The organism is Bradyrhizobium ingae (genome assembly GCF_055791185.1).
In genome coordinates, this window is record NZ_JBVUBB010000003.1 from 21966 (window position 1) to 40912 (window position 18947).

The 18947-nt window shown below is 63.6% G+C and carries 17 protein-coding genes; 9 read left to right on the forward strand and 8 right to left on the reverse strand.

Annotation, left to right across the window (positions count from 1 at the left end; all coding sequences use genetic code 11):
- Position 1: 1 nt before the first annotated feature.
- From ACV1FX_RS05145 to ACV1FX_RS05155, 3 genes are all read right to left on the reverse strand, one after another.
- Positions 2 to 2560, reverse strand: coding sequence for a GAF domain-containing sensor histidine kinase (locus ACV1FX_RS05145; RefSeq protein WP_473116473.1), 2559 nt, complete (start codon positions 2558 to 2560; stop codon positions 2 to 4).
- Between the two features lie 114 nt (positions 2561 to 2674).
- A complete protein-coding gene (locus tag ACV1FX_RS05150) occupies positions 2675 to 4366 on the reverse strand; it encodes a thiamine pyrophosphate-requiring protein (RefSeq protein ID WP_473116828.1) in 1692 nt (563 codons plus the stop codon).
- A gap of 83 nt (positions 4367 to 4449) precedes the next feature.
- Positions 4450 to 5349, reverse strand: coding sequence for a LysR family transcriptional regulator (locus tag ACV1FX_RS05155; protein WP_473116474.1), 900 nt, complete (start codon positions 5347 to 5349; stop codon positions 4450 to 4452).
- A 116-nt stretch (positions 5350 to 5465) separates the two neighbouring features.
- On the opposite strand from ACV1FX_RS05155, the gene ACV1FX_RS05160 reads away from it, so the two are divergent.
- Entirely contained in the window at positions 5466 to 6659 is a 1194-nt protein-coding gene (locus tag ACV1FX_RS05160; protein ID WP_473116475.1) for an arabinose transporter, read from the forward strand.
- Positions 6660 to 6712: 53 nt separating this feature from the next.
- Positions 6713 to 7108: a (R)-mandelonitrile lyase gene (locus ACV1FX_RS05165; RefSeq protein WP_473116829.1), complete on the forward strand. Its 396-nt coding sequence runs from the start codon at positions 6713 to 6715 to the stop codon at positions 7106 to 7108.
- A gap of 24 nt (positions 7109 to 7132) precedes the next feature.
- On the opposite strand, the gene ACV1FX_RS05170 is transcribed toward ACV1FX_RS05165, so the two are convergent.
- The gene (locus ACV1FX_RS05170; RefSeq protein WP_473116476.1) at positions 7133 to 8158 is read right to left on the reverse strand and encodes an aldo/keto reductase; all 1026 of its coding nucleotides are present in this window, start codon (positions 8156 to 8158) and stop codon (positions 7133 to 7135) included.
- A gap of 182 nt (positions 8159 to 8340) precedes the next feature.
- Here ACV1FX_RS05170 and ACV1FX_RS05175 point away from each other — a divergent pair, with 182 nt between their 5' ends.
- The 3 genes from ACV1FX_RS05175 to ACV1FX_RS05185 all read left to right on the forward strand — a co-directional run bounded on the left by ACV1FX_RS05175 (position 8341) and on the right by ACV1FX_RS05185 (position 12419).
- Positions 8341 to 8916 (forward strand): CAP domain-containing protein, encoded by a 576-nt coding sequence (locus tag ACV1FX_RS05175; protein WP_473116477.1) that lies wholly within the window; start codon positions 8341 to 8343, stop codon positions 8914 to 8916.
- Positions 8917 to 9022: 106 nt separating this feature from the next.
- A complete protein-coding gene (locus tag ACV1FX_RS05180) occupies positions 9023 to 10216 on the forward strand; it encodes a M20/M25/M40 family metallo-hydrolase (protein ID WP_473116478.1) in 1194 nt (397 codons plus the stop codon).
- Between the two features lie 214 nt (positions 10217 to 10430).
- Positions 10431 to 12419 carry a molybdopterin-containing oxidoreductase family protein gene (locus ACV1FX_RS05185; RefSeq protein WP_473116479.1) on the forward strand — a complete coding sequence of 663 codons (1989 nt, stop codon included), beginning with the start codon at positions 10431 to 10433 and terminating at the stop codon, positions 12417 to 12419.
- Between the two features lie 58 nt (positions 12420 to 12477).
- On the opposite strand, the gene ACV1FX_RS05190 is transcribed toward ACV1FX_RS05185, so the two are convergent.
- The 4 genes from ACV1FX_RS05190 to ku form a co-directional block, all read right to left on the reverse strand.
- Complete coding sequence (locus ACV1FX_RS05190) at positions 12478 to 12642, reverse strand: Flp family type IVb pilin (protein ID WP_027521278.1); 165 nt, start codon at positions 12640 to 12642, stop codon at positions 12478 to 12480.
- A 283-nt stretch (positions 12643 to 12925) separates the two neighbouring features.
- Positions 12926 to 13108 (reverse strand): hypothetical protein, encoded by a 183-nt coding sequence (locus ACV1FX_RS05195; protein ID WP_473116480.1) that lies wholly within the window; start codon positions 13106 to 13108, stop codon positions 12926 to 12928.
- A 174-nt stretch (positions 13109 to 13282) separates the two neighbouring features.
- Entirely contained in the window at positions 13283 to 13519 is a 237-nt protein-coding gene (locus ACV1FX_RS05200) for a hypothetical protein (RefSeq protein ID WP_473116481.1), read from the reverse strand.
- A 60-nt stretch (positions 13520 to 13579) separates the two neighbouring features.
- Positions 13580 to 14554, reverse strand: a complete 975-nt coding sequence (gene ku, locus ACV1FX_RS05205; protein WP_473116482.1) for a non-homologous end joining protein Ku — start codon at positions 14552 to 14554, stop codon at positions 13580 to 13582.
- Between the two features lie 221 nt (positions 14555 to 14775).
- Here ku and ACV1FX_RS05210 point away from each other — a divergent pair, with 221 nt between their 5' ends.
- The 4 genes from ACV1FX_RS05210 to ACV1FX_RS05225 all read left to right on the forward strand — a co-directional run bounded on the left by ACV1FX_RS05210 (position 14776) and on the right by ACV1FX_RS05225 (position 18847).
- Positions 14776 to 14928 carry a hypothetical protein gene (locus ACV1FX_RS05210; protein WP_473116483.1) on the forward strand — a complete coding sequence of 51 codons (153 nt, stop codon included), beginning with the start codon at positions 14776 to 14778 and terminating at the stop codon, positions 14926 to 14928.
- A gap of 232 nt (positions 14929 to 15160) precedes the next feature.
- Positions 15161 to 15835: a response regulator transcription factor gene (locus ACV1FX_RS05215; RefSeq protein ID WP_473116484.1), complete on the forward strand. Its 675-nt coding sequence runs from the start codon at positions 15161 to 15163 to the stop codon at positions 15833 to 15835.
- Between the two features lie 80 nt (positions 15836 to 15915).
- Positions 15916 to 17292 carry an ATP-binding protein gene (locus ACV1FX_RS05220; RefSeq protein WP_473116485.1) on the forward strand — a complete coding sequence of 459 codons (1377 nt, stop codon included), beginning with the start codon at positions 15916 to 15918 and terminating at the stop codon, positions 17290 to 17292.
- Positions 17293 to 17452: 160 nt separating this feature from the next.
- Entirely contained in the window at positions 17453 to 18847 is a 1395-nt protein-coding gene (locus ACV1FX_RS05225; protein ID WP_473116486.1) for a hypothetical protein, read from the forward strand.
- Positions 18848 to 18947: the final 100 nt, after the last annotated feature.

An 18947-nucleotide genomic window follows, 5' to 3' on the forward strand; every position in this document is an offset into this window, starting at 1 on the left:
GCTAGCCTCTGGTCTTGTCTGCAAGCTTGCTTTTGCGCGGCAATCGGATCGTGAACTCGGTAAATTCGCCTGACACGGTTTCGACGTCGATCGTGCCACCGTGCTGTTTCACGATGATGTCGTGGCTCATCGAAAGCCCGAGCCCCGTGCCTTCGCCGGCCGGCTTGGTCGTGAAGAACGGGTTGAACATTTTCTCCTTCACCTCGCTCGGGATGCCGGTACCGTTATCGCGGATGCGGATTTCGACATGGGGGCCGCAATCCCGTGTGCTGGCGGTCAGAACAGGCACAAATCCGGTGCCGTTCTCGCCGCCACGCTTGGCCACCGCGTAAAAGCCGTTGGAGATCAGGTTCAACAGCACGCGCGTGATTTCCTGAGGAAAAGCCTCGATCGTTCCGGCGTCCGGATCGAGTTCGCACTTAAGCGTGACGTTGAACTGCGGCTTCTCGGCGCGGGCGCCGTGATAGGCGAGGTTGAGACTCTCCTCGACCAGCGAATTGACAGCGGTCGGTCGGTGCTCGCCGCTGCCCTCGCGCGAATGCAGAAGCATGTTCTTGACGATGGAATCGGCGCGCTGACCGTGCTGTACGATCTTTTGCAGATTGTCCTTCAAGAGCCCCGTGAGTTCGTCGACGCCCTCGCGGAGCTCGTCGGCAAGCGGCGCCGGCTTCAGCACGTCTTTGAGTTCGTCGGTCAGTTCGGCCGACAGCGCGGCAAAATTGTTGACGAAGTTGAGCGGGTTCTTGATCTCATGAGCAATGCCGGCGGTGAGCTGGCCGAGGGAAGCGAGCTTTTCGGTCTGGATCAGCCGGTCCTGCGCGGTGCGGAGGTCGTCGAGCGACTGCGACAGTTCCCGCGTGCGTGTCTGCACCTCGTCGAACAGGCGCGCGTTCTCGATCGCAATTACCGCCTGATCAGCAAAGGTCGTAACCAGTTCGATCTGTTTTTCGCTGAACGGCCGGACGATGCGACGCGCGAGGACGATGGCGCCGACCGGGCTGCCTTCGCGCAGCAGAGGAACACCAAGGAAGCTCCGTGGATTGCCGCTCAGATCCTGGCCCTCGAATTCATAGTCCGGATCTTCCAGCACGTCGGCGACGTGGATCACCTTGTCGCCAAGCAAAGTCCGGCCGGTGATTGTGCGCTTGTCCGCCTGCACCGGAAGAGCTTTGACATATTCGGCAAACGCGGCCGGGAAGCCGTACGAACCCGCCCTGAAATACACATCGCCGCGTCTGCGGGTAATTGCCGCCATATCGGCCTCGCACAGCCGCGCCGCGGACTCGACCAGCGTATCCAGCACGGCCTGCAGGTCGAACGCGGAGCGACTGATCACCTTGAGCACGTCGGCCGTCGCGGTTTGCTGCCGTAGCGATTCCACCAACTCCTCGGTGCTCTGGCGCAATTCGCTGAGCAGCCGCGTGTTCTCGATGGCGATCACGGCTTGCGCCGCAAACTGCTGCAGCAGGGCGATCTGCTTCTCCGAGAAGCGCCGGTTCTCCTGCCGAAAAATCATGACGTTGCCGACCACGCGCTCGTCCTTGAGCAATGGCACCGCGAGCAGGCAGCGCGCGCCTCCGAGATCGACCAGCGCCCGGCGGTTCGGCTCGCCGCTGCGATAGGCGTCCGACTCGAGCAGGTCGGTGATTTCGACGAAGGATTCACCCTTCAAAAGGCGCGTCGGCGCGGTGGCCGGACCGTAGTTGAGGGGCAGCTTGCGCCGGAACTCGTCATAGGCGGGGGCCAGTCCATAAGTGGCCGCCGTGTGGAATTGCGCTCCATCGTAGGTGTTGAGCACACCGAAATTGGCGCCGCAGAGCTGCATTGCCTTGCCGAGCATGGCGTCGAATACCGGCGCGAGATCGCCGGCGGAGCGGCTGATGACGCTCAGCACCTCCGATGTCGCAGTCTGCTGCTCCAGTGATTCACTCAGCTCGTGCGTCCGTGCCTGCACCTCCTCGAACAGTCGGACGTTCTCGATCGCGATCACTGCCTGGTCGGCAAATGCCTGTAGCAGCGTGATCTGCCGGTCATCGAACGCGCCGACCTCTTGTCTGCCGGCAACGATGCGGCCAAACACGGCTCCGTCTCGGAGCAGGGGCACCGTTGCTATCGTGCGAATGCCGCCCAGCTCGACCGCCGCACGGTAAGAGGGTTCGCCGGGCTGGATCTTGAGCACGTCCGCCAGGTCGAGGCGTTGCGTAGGATGGTCTGCCATCAGACTTTCGCGGATGCCGGCGGTGATCGGGTAACCGCGGGCAAGCCACTCGACGAAGGCGGGGGGCATGCCGCGGATCGCGACGGGCACCACGCGATCATTCTGGTAGAGTTGAAGGCTGCCGCATGGTGCGCCGCAAAGACGGTGGGCATTCTCGAGGATGGAGTCGAAAACCGGGCCGAGGCTGCCGCGGGAATTTTTGATCGCCGACAGGATGGACGTCGTGGCTGCATGCTGTGCGCGCGATTGCTCAAGCTCGGCCGTGCGCGTTTCAAGCCGCCGCTCAAGCTCCGCAATTCTGGCCTCGAGCGCGGCCACCACGTCCGTCGGAAGCGTGGGCATCCAAAATGTCCATATTGCCCGGTGCCTGATGGCGCCGGGTCCAATAGCTGAGCCCGATTATTCCATCCTCAAACTACCGGGGCCAGTGATATCCTTGCGCATTTCCGCGAATCCTCAGCTCCCCGGGCGGGAGACCTCCGTCTCCTTGCTGGTGATGAATTCCAGGAGCGTCGGTAGGCCCTCGCGGGTCTTCTGGATGCCGCGCTTGATCGCCGGCACGATGTCCTCGGGCTTGGTGACCCGCTCGCCATGGCCGCCGAAGGCGCGGGCCATGGCGGCATAGTCGCCGGAGATGTCGGTCGAGCGGTATTTCTCGGTCGAGACCGGCATCACCTTGAGCTCGATCGCCATCGAGAAATTGTTGAGCAGGATCGACAGGATCGGGATGCGCTCGCGCACCGCGGTCTCGAAATCCATGCCGGTAAAACCGATCGCGGCATCGCCCCAGACGTTGATGCAGAGCTTGTCCGGCTTTGCGAGCTTTGCACCCATCGCCAGCCCCAGGCCGTAGCCGAGCTGCGTCGTCTTGCCCCAGCCCAGATAGGAGAGGGGCTCGACCGCCTTCCAGAACGGCGAGAGCTGGTCGCGCGGGCTGCCGGCATCATGGGTGATAATGGTGTTGTGGATGTCGACCGTGTGCTGGAGATCCCAGAGTACGCGATAGGGATTGAGCGGCGCGTCGTTGCTGGTGAGCTTCGGCATCCATTTTGCGAGCCATTCCTTGTGAGAGGCCGAGATCTCGGCCGCAACCGCCGAGGCATCACGGTCCGACGCGACCGTCTTGCCGATCTCCTCCAGCAGCGCATCGAGCACAAGGCCTGCATCGCCGACGAGACCAATTTTTGCTTCAACATCCTTGTTGAGATGGTTCGGATCGAGCGTCGCGTGGATGATGGTCTTGCCCTTGGGCATGGCGATGCCAAAGCTTGTCTCGGTGAAGGAGCAGCCGATGCCGAAGATCACGTCCGCTTCGGCAAGAAACTTGGGAACCGCGCGCGGCACCGCGAGCCCGCCCGAGCCGAGCGAGAGCGGATGTGTTTCCGGAAACGATGACTTGCCGCCGAGGCTGGTGGTGACGGGGATCGCGAGACGCTCGGCAAGCCGCTTAAGTTGCGGCCACGCCTGGGCATAATGCACGCCCTGACCGGCGTAGATCACCGGCCGTTTTGCGTTGACGAGAAGCGCTGCGGCCTCCTTCACATGAACCGGGTCGGCGCCGTAGCGGGTGCGCAGCACCGGTGTGTAGTTGAGGGGTTCCGGCACCTCCTCGTTCCACATGTCCGCGGGAATCTCGACGATGACAGGTCCCCCGCGGCCGTTCTTCAACCTGGTGAACGCGCGGCGGAAGATGTTGGCGACTTCGGCCGCGAGGATTATCGGCTCGGACGACTTGGCGAACGCCTTCATCACCTCGCTGGAGTTGAAGTTCGGCTCGATGTGCGAGAGCCTGCGCTGATAGCCCATCGGCAGCACTAGCACCGGAACGGACTCGCCGAAGCACTGCGCGACGCCGCCCATGGCGTTCTCGGCGCCGGGCCCATGCTGCATGCAGAATGCGCCGATGCTGCGCCCTGACGTGACGCGCGAGATCGCATCCGCCATGTGGATGCCGACGCGCTCCTGCCGCACTATCACCGGGCGGATCTCGGCCTTCGCGGCGTGCTCGATCAGGTGATTGACGGGATAGCCGCAGAGGATCTCGATCCCCTCGCGCTTCATGATTTCCGCGATCGCGGTGCCGAGCTTCATGGCGTTTCTCTCCCTTCGGCAGGCCGGTTGATCCGGCCGGTTTGTCGGGTAGAGGATCAGGAATTCGCGGAAGCGTAAAGCGCGCGCCGCCGCGCGCAGACCGTAGATCTGCCATGCAGGGCGGCTGCGTTCGGCTGCCGCTATTTGCCGCGATATCGCAGCGCCTCGACCAGCAGCGAGAAGGCCGGCGTCGGTTGGCGGCGGCTCGGATAGTAGAGATGGTAGCCGGAAAAGGCGGGACACCAGTCGCCAAGTACGCGGACGAGCTGGCCTTTCGAGACGTATGGCTGCACGTGTCCTTCCGTCAGATAGGCGAGGCCGAAACCCTTGAGCGCTCCTTGCAGGAGCAGGCCCGCGCTGTTGAACACGAGCTGCCCTTCGACGCGAACGTTGAGTTCTCGCCCGTTCTTCTCGAACTCCCAGGCGTAGAGGCTGCCGCCATGAGTCGGCAGGCGAAGATTGAGGCAGTTGTGCCCCGTCAGGTCCTGAGGCGTTCTGGGTCGCTTCCGTTCGGCGAAGTAGGCGGGCGAGCCGACGACGGCCATGCGGAGATCCGGGCTGATCCTGACAGCGATCATATCCTTGGCGACGAGCTCGCCTGGACGGATCCCCGCATCGACCTGCTGCGCCACGATGTTGGTGAGCCCGTAATCGATGATCACCTCGACGTGAATGTCCGGATATTTCGGCAAGATCTTACTCAGGGCGGGCAGCAGAATTTCGCTGGCGGCGTACTCCGTCGCCGTGAGGCGAACGATCCCCGCCGGCCTTTCACGGAGCTCGCGGAGCGCGGCAAGCTCCACGTCCATCTCGTTGAATTTGGGGCCGATGCTCAGGAACAGCCGCTCTCCAGCCTGAGTGGGCGTGACGCTGCGCGTTGTCCGGTTCAAGAGCCTGACGCCGATCCGCTCCTCCAGATTTCGGACGATCTGGCTGAGCGCGGACTGCGTCATGCCGAGCTTCGCCGCGGCGCGCGTGAAACTGTGTTCCCTCGCCACTGCGAGAAAGACGAGGAGATCGCTTGCGTCGTCCCGGTCCATTGATAAGCCTGCCTAATAACCGCATTCGAAATTTATCACCTAATCTCTGGTCGGAGGAAGTCCTAGGTTCGGTTCAGCGTTGAACGGAGCTCGAAGCCGACATGTCGATATCAGCGATGCAAGAACCGGTCGCGGCCCATCGCCTCGCTGCGACCCTGCTCCCGATCATGGGAGTTGTGTTCGTTGCCTTTCTCGTCATTGGCTTTGCGCTGCCCGTTCTTCCGCTTCACGTTCACGATGGCCTCGGATTCGACAGCTTCGTGGTCGGCCTCGTCGCGGGCAGCCAGTTCGCCGCCGCGTTGATCTCGCGCCCGTGGGCGGGCCATTATTCGGACAGCCGCGGAGCGAAGCGGGGCGTGATCGTCGGCCTGCTGGCGGCCGCGTCCTCCGGGCTGCTCTATCTGCTGTCGCTGGGTTTCAGTGCCGCTCCGGTGGCATCGGTCGCCATCCTGTTTCTCGGGCGAGGCGTGCTCGGCGGTGCAGAAAGCTTCATCATCACGGCCGCGGTGAGCTGGGGACTTGCGCTCGTCGATTCCGGCAGCACGGGCAAGGTGATCGCTTGGGTCGGTTCGGCGATGTTCGCCGCTTTCGCGATCGGCGCTCCGGCCGGCTCCGCCCTCTACGCTGCCTACGGCTTTGCGGCGATCGCGTTGGGGACCGTCGTGGTTCCGCTCGCAACCCTGCTTCTCGTTGTGCAGCTCCCATCGATTGCTCTCGTGCAGCATGTCCGCGTCTCCTTCGCCGATGTGATCGGTGCCGTATGGGTACCGGGCCTGGGCTCGGCACTCGGCAGCGTCGGCTTCGGTGCCGTGACCACGTTCGCCGCCTTGCTGTTCGCAAATCGTGGCTGGGCCGATGGATGGCTCGCCTACACGGCCTATGCTGCTGCGTTTATTCTGGCGAGGGTCTTCTTCAGCCATGCGGCCGACGCGATCGGCGGCGCAAGAGTGGCACTGGTCTGCACCCTGACCGAAGCTGCCGGCCTGGCGCTGATCTGGCTCGCCATTCGACCCGAGATGGCATTGGCAGGCGCAGCGCTCACCGGCTTCGGTTTCTCACTGGTGTATCCTGGCTTCGGTGTCGAAGCGGTGCTCCGCGTGCCGGCGCAGAGCCGTGGCCTGGCGATGGGGGCCTACACCGCCTTTCTCGACCTGGCCCAGGGGCTTGCGAGTCCCGCGCTTGGATTGATCGCGATCGGAGCGAGGTTGAACGTCGTGTTCCTCGTCAGCGCCGTGACCGTCCTCTGCGCCGCGCTCGTCGCGTCGTGGTTGATGGCGCATCCGGCAAACCTGCAGGGAAGGCCAGGATGAAACTGACGGCAACGATCGGACGTTTCTCTCAATGAAGGAGCTTTCATATGGACATCGACATCAAGAGGATCGGGTCTCGGCCTTCGCAGAAAGGTCCGGAAGACTGGTTCACCGGAGCGGTCCGCATCGACCCGCTTGTCCAGGCGCCGGAGCCGGCACGAGTCGGCGCTGCCCAGGTCACCTTCGAGCCCGGTGCGCGTACAGCCTGGCATACGCATCCGCTCGGGCAGACGCTGATCGTCACGTCAGGGTTCGGTTGGGTGCAGCGCGAGGGCGGCCCGGTCGAGGAAATCCGTCCCGGTGACGTCGTGTGGTTTCCGCCGGGATTGAAGCACTGGCACGGCGCTTCGCCGACGACCGCCATGACACACATCGCCATTCAGGAGACACTGGGCAGCAAGGCGGTCGACTGGATGGAAAAGGTCAGCGACGAACAATATCGGAAGTGATCGCCGGACCGTTTGAAACCCGCCTCAGACAGGCGGCGGATTGCGGTCTGTGAAGGTCGTCCGCTGGTGCCAGTAAGGATAGGGCAATGTCACCTTGCTCGCTGCATCCAGCCGCTCGACCTGATCCTTGGTCAATGACCAGCCGACCGCGCCGAGATTTTCGCGCAATTGTGCTTCATTGCGCGCGCCGATGATCAAGGTCGAAACCGTCGGACGCCGGAGCAGCCAGTTCAACGCGATCTGCGACACGGTTTTACCGGTTTCCTTGGCAATCTCGTCGATGGCGTCCACGACACGATAGACGTGCTCGTCAGGCACGGGCGGCCCGAACTCGGCAGTCTTGGGCAAGCGGCTGACCTCGGGCTTCGGCTGCCCGCGGCGTATCTTTCCGGTGAGGCGTCCCCAACCGAGGGGCGACCAGACGACCGCGCCGATGCCCTGGTCCAGGCCGAGCGGCATCAGCTCCCATTCGTAATCACGACCGATCAGCGAATAGTAGGTTTGATTGGCGACGTAGCGCGGATAGCCGTATTTGTCGGCGACGGCGAGCGACTTCATCAGGTGCCAGCCCGAGAAGTTCGAAACGCCGATATAGCGGATCTTGCCAGCGCGCACGAGCCCATCGAGCGTCGCAAGCACCTCTTCGGGGGGCGTAAAGGCGTCGAAGCCATGGAGCTGGAACAGGTCGATATGGTCGGTGCCAAGCCGCTTGAGCGACCCGTCGATCGCGGCGAGCAGATGCTGCCGCGACGAGCCGATGTCGTTGGGCCCATCGCCGAAACGGAAGGTTGCCTTGGTCGAGATCAAAACCTTGTCGCGGCGACCTTTGATGGCCTCGCCGAGCACGCGTTCGGATTCGCCAAGCGAATAGACGTCGGCACTGTCGAACATCGACACGCCGGCATCAAGGCAGATATCGAGAAGACGCCGCGCCTCGGTCGCGTCTGTCGTGCCCCACGCCGCGAGGCGGCCCACCCCGCCGAAGGTGCCCGTCCCAAGACTGAGCGCCGGCACGGTGAGCCCTGACGAACCCAGGCGTCGGTATTCCATCGCTATTCTCCTCGAAGCTCTGCATCCGCAACTTATCGCCGTGCGGCTTTCGGCTGGATGCTAACGCACCTAAGGGCCTCGTGCCATTACATGCCCACATGGTGGCGATGCTTCGCGCGCGCCTTGAAGCGTCCACATTGCCGGTGGAGAAACAGCAGGATAGCGCGCGGGCTTGGAGACCAATGGGCACCTGGGGGACGATGACACGTGGCGTGGTTGGCGGAGTGATGGCCGGCTCTCTGCTGCTGGCCTCGCCCGTGACAGCCGCCGAATCCCCGGCCGAGCTGATCTCCAGCTTCCGCCTCAAGCACGGCGAGGCCCGCGTCGCGCGCGATGCAACGCTGGACCGGATCGCGCTGGAGCAAGCGCGCGCGATGGCGGCGAAGGATGATCTCAGCCACGAGGCCCTCGGCCCGTTCACCAGGCGGGTCGCGCCGGCGCATGCCGGGCGCGCCGCCGAGAACATCGCCTATGGCTACGACACCTTCGAGAAGACGCTGGGACAGTGGATCGACTCGTCCGGGCACCGCAAGAACCTCTTGTTGCACAACGCCTCGCGCGTCGGGATTGCCAGTGCCAGGAATGCCAGCGGCAAGCGCACCTACTGGGCCATGGTGATCGCAGGCGATTACGAGCCGAAGCCGGGCAAGGGCAAGAAGGACAGGGAGCCCGTCGTCGCCGTGAAGCGTGAGGCCGCGCCCTCGAGCGGATCCAAATCCAGGGATTGTCATATCAAGCTGCTCAGCCTCTGCATTTGAGGCGGAGCCCGATGACGGATTCGCCGGGCGGACTGCGGCGAGGAGCCTTGCGGAAGTGACCGTCGCGAACGATGCTTGCAGGCGCCGCTCATCAAAGGAATCATTCATGTCCGTCGACACCCAGGCCGCCACCGATCGCCTCATGCGCTTTCTTGCCGTCGAAGGCGTGACGGGAAAGGAGGCCGCGATCGGGCGCGAGCTGACGGCGGCGCTGCGAGACATCGGCGTGCCGGCGGGGGCGATCCGCCTCGACGATGCCAACACGCGTATTCCGGTGCCGACGGAGACCGGCAACCTCATCGTCGATCTGCCCGGCCGCGGCGCGATGCACAATCAGCCGCGCATCATGTTCATGACTCACATGGACACCGTGCCGCTGTGTGCCGGTGCGAAGCCGAAGCGATCGGGGCGCAAGATCGTCAACGCGGCGAAGACCGCGCTTGGCGGCGACAACCGCTGCGGTTGCGGCGTTCTCGTCACGCTGGCGGCTGAGCTTGCGAAGCAGCGGCTTGATCATCCGCCGATCACGCTGTTGTTCTGCGTGCGGGAGGAGAGCGGGCTCTATGGCGCGCGCCACGTCAAGACCGAGGAGCTCGGTTCGCCGGTCATGGCCTTCAACTATGACGGCGGCTCTGCCTCCAACGTCACCGTCGGCGCCGTCGGTGCGGATCGCTGGCATGTCGAGATTTTTGGCCGCGCCTCGCACGCCGGCGTCGCGCCGGAGCGCGGGATCTCTTCGACCATGATCCTTGCGCTTGCGCTCGCCGAGGTGAAGGCCGGCGGATGGTTCGGCAAGGTGGTGAAGGGCAAGCGGCAGGGCACCAGCAACGTCGGTCCCGTCACCGGCGGTGAGGGCCGTCCCGCAGGCGATGCAACCAATGTCGTCACCGACTATGTGCACGTACGCGGCGAAAGCCGCAGCCACGATGGAAAATTCTTCAAGGAGATCACCAAGGCCTACAAGGCTGCGTTCGAGAAGGCCGCCAAGCGCGTCACCAATGCGCAAGGCAAATCCGGCCGCGTCAAATTCAGGGCCGAGACCGACTATTATCCGTTCCGCATGAAGGAGAGCCTGCCCGTCGTCAAGCGCGCGATCGAAGCCGTTTCCGCGGTTGGAGGGGTGCCGGTCGTCCGCGCCGCCAATGGCGGCCTGGACGCGAACTGGATGGTCCGTCACGGCATTCCGACCGTGACCTTCGGTGCGGGGCAAAACGAGGCGCACACGATCGACGAATGGATCAATCTCGACGAATACGACCGCGCATGCGCGCTCGCCTTGCAGCTTGCGACGATGCGGTGAGCAGGCTGCGCTGACGTGGCGTCGCTCGAACGTTCAAGATCCGACGAAACAACGGCACCGATGGCTACGCGATCCATTGGTGTGCCACGCCCAGTAGGAGAGCGGGCATCCTTGGAGGCTGCCGGTCCACGCATTCTCTGCTAGGGTGGCATCGGGAACAAGACCGGGAGGACTGGGACATGACGGCTTCCGACCCGAAGATCGTCCGCACCATGTGTCCGATGAATTGTCATCCGACCTTTTGCGGAATGTTGGCCGAATCGAAAGCGGTCGATTGAAGGCCGTGAGCGGAGACAAGGACAATCCCGACAGTCGAGGATTTCTTTGCGTTCGTGGCCGCAGCACCAGCGAGATATTTGGCAATCCGAAGCGTCTTCTCTATCCCCAAATCCGCGATGATCGCCGTACCGACACCTGGCGCCGCGTGAGTTGGGACGAAGCGCTGGATTTCATGGCGAAGCGGATGCGGTCGGCCGGGCCCGAGGCGGTGGGCCTATGGGCGGGACACGGCGGGTTCACCGCGGGCAGCGCCACGACAGTCCAGTTGATGCACCGTTTCGCAAGCATGTATGGATGCCAGAACTGGCACCCTGCCATGATCTGTTGGGGACTCGGCGGCTTCGGCGTAGGCTTGTCGGGCGCGCTCAAGGTCAACACCAAGGAGGATATGGCCGAGAACTCGAACATGATCGTGCTTTGGGGCGCGAACATTGCGAGCCAGCCCAACACGGCTCGCCATATCGTCGCGGCGCGGCGTCGCGGTGCCAAGGTTGTCACGATCGATGTGAGGAGAACGGAAGCAGCGGCTCAATCGGATGACGTTCTCCTGATCCGGCCTGGGTCGGACGCTGCTCTGGCCCTGGCCGTGATGCACGTCATCGTCACCGAAAAACTGTACGATCCCGCGTTTGTGCGATCTCACACCGTCGGATTTGAAGAATTGTCATCACACGTTCTGCCCTTCACTCCGGCGTGGGCAGCAGCGCAAACGGGTCTTCGGGAAGACCAGATTGAATCCTTCGCCAGAGCATATGCGTCCACACGACCGGCCATGATCCTGCTTGGCGGCAGCTCCATGCACAAAACCGCCAACGGCTGGCAGGCGGCGCGTGCGATCAGTTGCCTGCCGGCTTTGACGGGCTATTTTGGCGTCCGGGGCGGCGGTCTCGGCCCGCGTCATGGCGCCCACAGTGCGACCATGGGAAATCTGAACGCGGGCATGACGCGTCAGCCGGGCAACTACATTCCGAACCAGATGCACGACATTGCAGAGGCCTTGTCCAACGGTCGGCTCAAGGTCTTGCTGCTTCTGGGCACCAACATGCTGTCTTCGTTCGCCGACGCCGGAGCCATTTCGAAAGGTCTCGACCAGACGGAGACGGTCGTCTGCGTCGATCTGTTCATGAACGAGACGGCGCGTCGCTTCGCCGACGTCGTGCTGCCTGGCACTGCCTGGCTGGAGGAATTGGGATTCAAGGTGACGAACACGCACCTGTATTTGATGGAGCGTGCACTGGAGCGCGAGGAAGAGACCCGTCCAATTTACGAGATCCTGAGGTCTCTCGCAGATTCTCTGGGGCTTGCTGACTTCTTTCCCTGGGCATCGGACGAAGAAATGCTCGATGTCATCCTGGACGTTCCGGCGACCGGCCATGCGACTGTCGCGTCTCTGCGCGCGGCCGGTGGCTTCGTGCCGCTGAAAGCGCCGGACGTTGCCTACGAGGATCGTCGATTTGATTCACCGTCCGGGAAGATCGAGTTCTACTCGCCACAGGCTGCAAGGCTGGGACTGCAGCCCCTCCCGGTGCATGAGGTCGACCGGAGTTCGCCGTATCCGCTGGCGTTGAGCTTCGGAAGGACGTTGACGCATTTTCATTCGTTCTATGACGAGGGCAGAGCGCTATCGTCATTGGCCAGGCACAATACGGCCCCACAGCTCTGGATATCGCCGGCAGACGCAAAGGCGCGTCAGCTCGCCGACGGCGATGCGATCAGGATCTACAATGAGCGGGGTGAGTTCGCAGCAAAGGCCTGTGTCACCAACGACGTGCAGCCTGGGGTCGTCTGGATGCGCGACGGCTGGGTCGGCCTCAATCATCTCACGTCCGGAGAGGCTGTTCTCGCCGGCGACGCTCTCAGTCTCTTTCCGTTTTCCGTCGGGCAGGCAGGCTACGGCGCGCGAGTGGAGGTTGTCCGCACCTAGGCGTTGCGTTCACGCGGGAGCAACGAAGTCGGGAATTCGTAAGGATCGGCTATGATCGTTACTTCATCGCCGAGCTGATGGAGTTGAACTTGTTGTTGAGCAGGGCGGACCCTGTGTTGTTCACAACCGTGACGATTGCGAGCGCGATGCCGGCGGCGATCAGGCCGTATTCAATAGCGGTGGCGCCACTTTCATCGGCAAGGAAAGACCTAAGCAAAGCCATCGTCGACTCCTATTGATCCGTCTAATCTACCCGGGCGTCGTTTTCGAATTGGTGAATCGGTCGATTAAGTTTTTTTGTGCGCGTCAAAACAACAGGTTCGGTCGACCTCGCGTGCTGCCTGATATGATGACATCCATTAAATTAAGGTTTCCTCACCCAATTCAGATGGATTTGAATCGGTGCGCCCCGGCGGAAGCCGGCAGTGCCGCAGCTCAGCATGGTAAAGGAAACGAGAAGGCGCTGTCTCTTATCGTCGCGCGTCTCAAGGCGTGAGCGAGCGTGCCTACGAGTTCTCGTGCCGGCGCTTCAGCACGGCTGCGAGGCGCCCGACCAGATAGCTCACCACGCGCGGCTGCGATTGCGCGGCACTGTCGGCGACGCGCTCTTCCTCGCTCGTGTCGTTCACGAGGCCGATGTAGTTTCTTCTGCCGTCCTGCTGCTGCACGGGTGTGCGACCTTCGCTCAATCGAGAGCGTGAGCATGCTGCGCAAAGCGGCAATCGACGGTTAATTTTCTCTTCCGTAGGAATACCCGGTGTGGCGGTGATATCAGGCGGTCGCTGCAAAAAACGACTGTGCCGCTTAACCGATTGTTGATCCTGTTCGTCGACGGGTCCGAGAGAACGCCGGACCTGCAGTGCTCACCTGCGGCGGACGTCCGCATTCAGCGCCCGCAGCATGGCGATACGGGCGAACATCATCCAGCCGCCGCCGGTCTCGGCCGCGTTGATGAGGGTCTCGATGGCGGTCTGCCAGTGCGCTTCATGTTGCGCGTCCTCCGGCAGGTGCATGACATAGTCGGCGGCCTGTTGCAGTGTGAGCAGCTTGCGCCGGTTGGGCAGGGGAATTGGTTCGTCGAACGACGTCGACCAGGGCATGTCAGGCCGGGCGATACGCGGGAAGGGACATCACGGCAGCGTCGCCCGGAGGTCGTCCCCTTATCCGGCCTTCCTGCCGCGCGCCGGCGCGCGCACCGGCTTGTCGGCCTGCTTGTCGGCCCTCTTGGGCGCTTCCTTGGCGGCGGCGGTCTTGCCGCCCTTTCCGGCGATCGGCAGCAGCATCTCGCGCTGACCCTCGACGCGCTTCTTCGGCTTCTTGGCCTTGCCGTTGGTCCTGGCGGCGGGCGCGGCTTCCTTCTCGGTCGCCAGGCTCTTCTTGAGCGCGTCCATCAGATTGATGACGTTGCCGCCCGTCTTCGGCGCAGCCTTGGCGGCAAGCGGCACGCCGCTGCGCTTCTTGTTGATCAGGTCGATCAGCGCGGTCTCGTAATGGTCCTCGAACAGCTCGGGCTCGAATGCGCCGGACTTCTTCTCGACGATGTGCTTGGCAAGGTCGAGCATGTCCTTGGTGAGCTTCACGTCCTGGATGTCGTCGAAATACTCCTTCTCGCCACGCACCTCATAGGGATAGCGCAGCAGCGTACCCATCAGGCCGCTGTCGAGCGGCTCGAGCGCGATGATGTGCTCGCGGTTCGTCAGCACCACGCGGCCGATCGCGACCTTGTTCATGCTGCGGATGGTCTCGCGGATCACCGCATACGCATCATGGCCGACCTTGCCATCCGGCACGAGATAATAGGGGCGGATCAGATAGCGGTTGTCGATGTCGGTCTTGGGCACGAATTCATCGATCTCGATCGTGTGGGTCGATTCCAGCGCGATCTCGTCGAGCTCGTCCTTGGTGACCTCGACATAGGTGTCGGTATCGACCTTGTAGCCCTTGACGATGTCGTCGGAGGTGACCTCGTCGCCGGTCTCGGCGTCGACCTTGAGGTACTTGATCCGGTGACCGGTCTTCCGGTTGATCTGGTTGAAGGAGACCTTCTCGGTATCCGAAGTGGCCGGATAGAGCGCGACCGGGCAGGTCACGAGCGAGAGGCGCAAAAAACCCTTCCAATTGGCACGGGGGGCCATGGGCTACTCCAAACGCAACAGGGACAGCCTGCGAGGATAACACCCGGGAACCGCGAATCATAGCAAGGCGCGGGATGGAATCTTGCAACGGCGTTAATCGCGGTCCCTCTGCCAGCGCGGCCCGGAACATCGCTCGCAATGAAACGTTGCCCCCGACGTCACGAGAGGCCGCGAGGAGGTCGCGGCATGTGGACGCGATACCCCGGCAGTTGAGGGTTACCATGGCTACGAGACGCGACAATCAGATCATCGAGACATCGACCGAGGCGCGCCAGGGCGAGCCCGGTCCGTCGGTCGCAGCGCTGCTCACCGTCTCGACCGGACTTGCGATCCTGATCCTCGGCGTCGTCTGGTTCGTATTCTTCCGGACCTGAGCGGCGCGGGACGCGCGATCGGCGCTTCCGACTCGCCGCGGAACGCGGCAAATTGCGCCCGCCACGCGGCCGGAGTAGCCCGGCCGCATGGCGGGCGCCGTCGTGTCGGCTCCATGACTAAAAAGTAACATTTGCCGGTTCCCGGCGTTCATATTCGGTTCACGCCGGAATTGATCATCTTGGCAGTAGATTCCGCAGTCCATCCTTTCGGACTATTCTTGGAGAGAGAAGCGTGCGCCTGCTTGTTGTTGAGGACGACCCCGATCTCAATCGCCAGCTCACCAAGGCGCTGTCCGACGCCGGCTATGTCGTCGACCGCGCCTTTGACGGGGAGGAAGGGCACTATCTCGGCGACAATGAACCCTATGATGCCGTGGTGCTCGACATCGGGTTGCCCAAGAAGGACGGCATCTCCGTGCTGGAGGCCTGGCGGCGCAATGGGCGCGCCATGCCGGTCCTGATCCTGACCGCGCGCGACCGCTGGAGCGACAAGGTCCAGGGGTTCGATGCCGGCGCCGACGACTACGTCGCAAAACCCTTCCACCTCGAGGAGGTGCTGGCGCGCATCCGCGCATTGCTGCGCCGATCGGCCGGTCACGCCCAGAGCGAATTGACCTGCGGACCGGTGACGCTGGACACGCGAACCAACAAGGTGACCGTCGCCGGCAACCCGGTGAAGATGACCTCGCACGAGTACCGGTTGCTGCAATATCTGATGCATCATGCCGGCCGCGTAGTCTCCCGCACCGAGCTCGTCGAGCATCTCTACGACCAGGATTTCGACCGCGACTCCAACACCATCGAGGTCTTTGTCGGCCGCATCCGCAAGAAGCTGGACGTCGATATCATCCAGACCGTCCGTGGCCTCGGCTATCTCCTGACCCCGCCGGCCGCGCCCGGGACTTGACCGGGCGGCGCGACCGGGGTCTTGGTCGCCTATGACCGTCTCCGACCACCTGCCGTCCTGCGCCTGCCGGGATCGATCCAATGCGCGCTAGCTCGCTTGCCAACCGCCTGTTCCTGTCGGCGACGGCGTGGCTGGTGGTGATCCTGGCCATCACCGGCGTGGTTCTGTCGTCGGTGTACAAGAACGCCACCGAGCGCGCCTTCGACCGCCGGCTCAATCTCTATTTGCGCACGCTGATTGCCGAGGTGGCGACGCCCGACGAGCCGCCGGATCGCCAATTCCAGTCGCTCGGCGAGCCGCTGTTCGAGCTGCCGCTGTCGGGCTGGTACTGGCAGATTACGCGCACCGACACCGAAAAGCCGGAGGTGCGCTCGTCGCGCTCGCTGTGGGACAAGAAGCTGCCGAAGCTGGAGGAGCAGGGCGTCGAGCTGACCGCGGCCGGCATCCGGCTCGGCTATGTCGATGGGCCGGAAGGTCAGACCTTGCGGATGGTGGAGCGGCCCGTCGATCTCGGCGCCGACGGCAAGTTCCTGGTCAGCGTCGCCGGCGATGCCACCGAGATCTTCGACGAGACGCGCAGCTTCGACTATTACCTCGGCGGCACGTTCACCGCGCTCGGCATCGTGCTCCTGCTCACCACGGTGTTCCAGGTCCGCTTCGGCCTTGCGCCGCTCAAGCGCATCTCCGAGGCAATCGCCGACATCCGCTCCGGGCGTGCCGAGCGGCTGGAAGGCGAATTCCCCGTCGAGATCGCGCCGCTCGCGCGCGAGACCAATGCGCTGATCGAGGCCAATCGCGAGATCGTCGAGCGCGCGCGCACCCATGTCGGTAATCTCGCGCACGCGATCAAGACGCCGCTCTCGGTGATCGTCAACGAGGCCACCGCCCATGCCGCCGACCCGTTCGCAGAGAAGGTCATGGAGCAGGCCGACGTCATGCGTGACCAGCTCGCCCACCATCTGGAACGCGCCCGTATCGCGGCCAGGGTCTCGATCGTTGGGACCGTGACGGAGGTGGCGCCAGCCATCGAGGCGCTCCGCCGGACCATGGAGAAGATCCACCGCGATCGCAGCATCATGGTGGAGGCCAAGGCAGATCACGCCGCGAAATTTCGTGGCGAGCGGCAGGATCTGGAGGAGATGGTCGGCAATCTCGTCGATAACGCCTGCAAATGGGCGGCATCGCGCGTCTTCATCGAGGTGCTTGTGGACGGGCCCGGCAAGGCCGAGACGGGGCCGCGCCTGCGGATCATCGTCGATGACGACGGCCGCGGCCTGTCCGAGGCGGAGCGGGCGCAGGTTTCGCGCAGGGGGCAGCGGCTCGATGAGTCCAAGCCGGGATCGGGTCTTGGGCTATCGATCGTCGTCGACCTCGCCGCGCTCTACGGCGGCAGTCTGATCCTGGGCAGCGCGCCCATTGGGGGCCTGCGCGCGGAGCTGGTGCTGCCAGGCATTTAGTCCTTGTTCCCGCGTGCCTTTTTCCATTCCGGAAAGGCCATTCCGAGACAAAACGCAACACCTCCGGGCAACTTCCTAAACGCCTTCTTAAGGCGCCACCTCCTATGATCGCGCCCGGACGCATCCCTCGTCCGCCACCATGACCGTGCATACCGGGCGCATGAGCCAGACATCGATCGAGCGGCTGAGAGACTATCTCGCGCAGCTCCCGCCGCAGTCGCAGGCGCTGCTGATGCGGGAGTTCGAGCGCGCGCTGGAGCGCGGCCAGGACACGGCGGTGGCCACCCTCGTGCTCGAGCAGCTGCGCAAGATCGTGCGCAAGACCGAGGTCGACGAAGATGCCGCGCCGCGCACGGAGGATCTGTCGCGACTGCTCTACCAGCCGCTGGAACCATTCCTCGTCGAGGCCGGGATTCCGATCCGTCTCGGACAGATCCGCCGCTCCTCGCTGCTCCCGATCTGGCAATGGCTCGGCCGCGATGGTGCCCCTGCCAAGGTGGGTGAGATCGACGCTGCCCTTTCCCGCCTGCCGGCCGGCGACAGCGGGGAAGCTCTGGCCCTGAAGATCCAGGCGGTCGCGGCCGAAGCGATCTTCGAGCTGACGGGGCCCGGCGGCGGCGACAAATCTCGTGCGCTTGCCCGCGTCGGCCCACCCAACGTCATCGAGGACCTCTACTCGGTCGGCGCCGTGCTCGCGGTCCGCGAAGCCATCGCCAGCCTCAATGAGAAGCTGCCGCGCTTCCTGCGTGCTTTCGGCGATTCCCAGATCGCATCGGTGACGACTGCGCTCAATGTTCCCGTCCTGCAGACGCCACAGATGCTGCCGTTTGCGCTGTCGATGGTGGTCCAGCGGCTGACGGCGCCCTGGCAGATCATCCGCCTCGCCATCAAGATGGCAGCCTCCGACGACGAGATCCGCGTCGCCGCGACGCCGTTCGGCGTGGCGGTCACGATGGCCCTGCATGACCTGTCCTGTCTTGCCGCCATGCTGCGGCTGGACATCAAGCGCGGCCGCTTCGACAACATCGCCGAGAACCTCAAGGCGTTGCATGACGGCGTGCGCGGATTGCGCACCGAGCTCGATCTGCGCAACGATTCCGCCTGGGGCAAGCAGCTCACCTCGATCCGCGCCGATATCTCCAACGCCCTGCAATCGGAGATCGACAGCGTGCCGGGCCGCGTTCGCCGCATCCTGCGCCAGCGTGCGGAGAAGGATATTCCGCCGGGTTCCCGCGTCGACAGCACCGAGGTCGAGGAGACCGCCGCGCTGATCGACTTCGTCGCGACCTGCCGCAACTATGCCAGCGAGCTTGCGATCAACGAGGTGACGCTGCGGACCTATTCGGACCTCCAGCAATATGTGGAGCGGTCGACGGAGTCTCTTGTGCAGTCGCTGCGCGCCGCCGACCATAAGGTCCGGGCCTATCGTCAGCAGCAGATGGCTGCAGCCATCCGGTTCTGCGAAGTGCTGTTCGGCGACGACTACGCCTCGTTGATGAGCCGGGCGGCCGAAAGCGCGCTGACCGGCGAACGCAAATCCTCGCGTGCCGGCTAATTTTGCGTGCACAGCGGCACTAGCACAATTTATGATTGACGAAGCCGGTGACGGAACGTACGGTTCGCGCGCAACTCGTCGGAATTCCTGTCTTGTAGGC

What these genes read in the sequence shown, in the direction of transcription:
- ACV1FX_RS05145 (WP_473116473.1), bottom strand. Translation starts at nt 2,560, where the DNA reads ATGCCCACGCTTCCGACGGACGTGGTGGCCGCGCTCGAGGCCAGAATT.
- ACV1FX_RS05155 (WP_473116474.1), bottom strand. Translation starts at nt 5,349, where the DNA reads ATGGACCGGGACGACGCAAGCGATCTCCTCGTCTTTCTCGCAGTGGCG.
- ACV1FX_RS05160 (WP_473116475.1), top strand. Translation starts at nt 5,466, where the DNA reads ATGCAAGAACCGGTCGCGGCCCATCGCCTCGCTGCGACCCTGCTCCCG.
- ACV1FX_RS05170 (WP_473116476.1), bottom strand. Translation starts at nt 8,158, where the DNA reads ATGGAATACCGACGCCTGGGTTCGTCAGGGCTCACCGTGCCGGCGCTC.
- ACV1FX_RS05175 (WP_473116477.1), top strand. Translation starts at nt 8,341, where the DNA reads ATGGGCACCTGGGGGACGATGACACGTGGCGTGGTTGGCGGAGTGATG.
- ACV1FX_RS05180 (WP_473116478.1), top strand. Translation starts at nt 9,023, where the DNA reads ATGTCCGTCGACACCCAGGCCGCCACCGATCGCCTCATGCGCTTTCTT.
- ACV1FX_RS05190 (WP_027521278.1), bottom strand. Translation starts at nt 12,642, where the DNA reads ATGGCTTTGCTTAGGTCTTTCCTTGCCGATGAAAGTGGCGCCACCGCT.
- ACV1FX_RS05200 (WP_473116481.1), bottom strand. Translation starts at nt 13,519, where the DNA reads ATGCCCTGGTCGACGTCGTTCGACGAACCAATTCCCCTGCCCAACCGG.
- ku (WP_473116482.1), bottom strand. Translation starts at nt 14,554, where the DNA reads ATGGCCCCCCGTGCCAATTGGAAGGGTTTTTTGCGCCTCTCGCTCGTG.
- ACV1FX_RS05210 (WP_473116483.1), top strand. Translation starts at nt 14,776, where the DNA reads ATGGCTACGAGACGCGACAATCAGATCATCGAGACATCGACCGAGGCG.
- ACV1FX_RS05220 (WP_473116485.1), top strand. Translation starts at nt 15,916, where the DNA reads ATGCGCGCTAGCTCGCTTGCCAACCGCCTGTTCCTGTCGGCGACGGCG.
- ACV1FX_RS05225 (WP_473116486.1), top strand. Translation starts at nt 17,453, where the DNA reads ATGAGCCAGACATCGATCGAGCGGCTGAGAGACTATCTCGCGCAGCTC.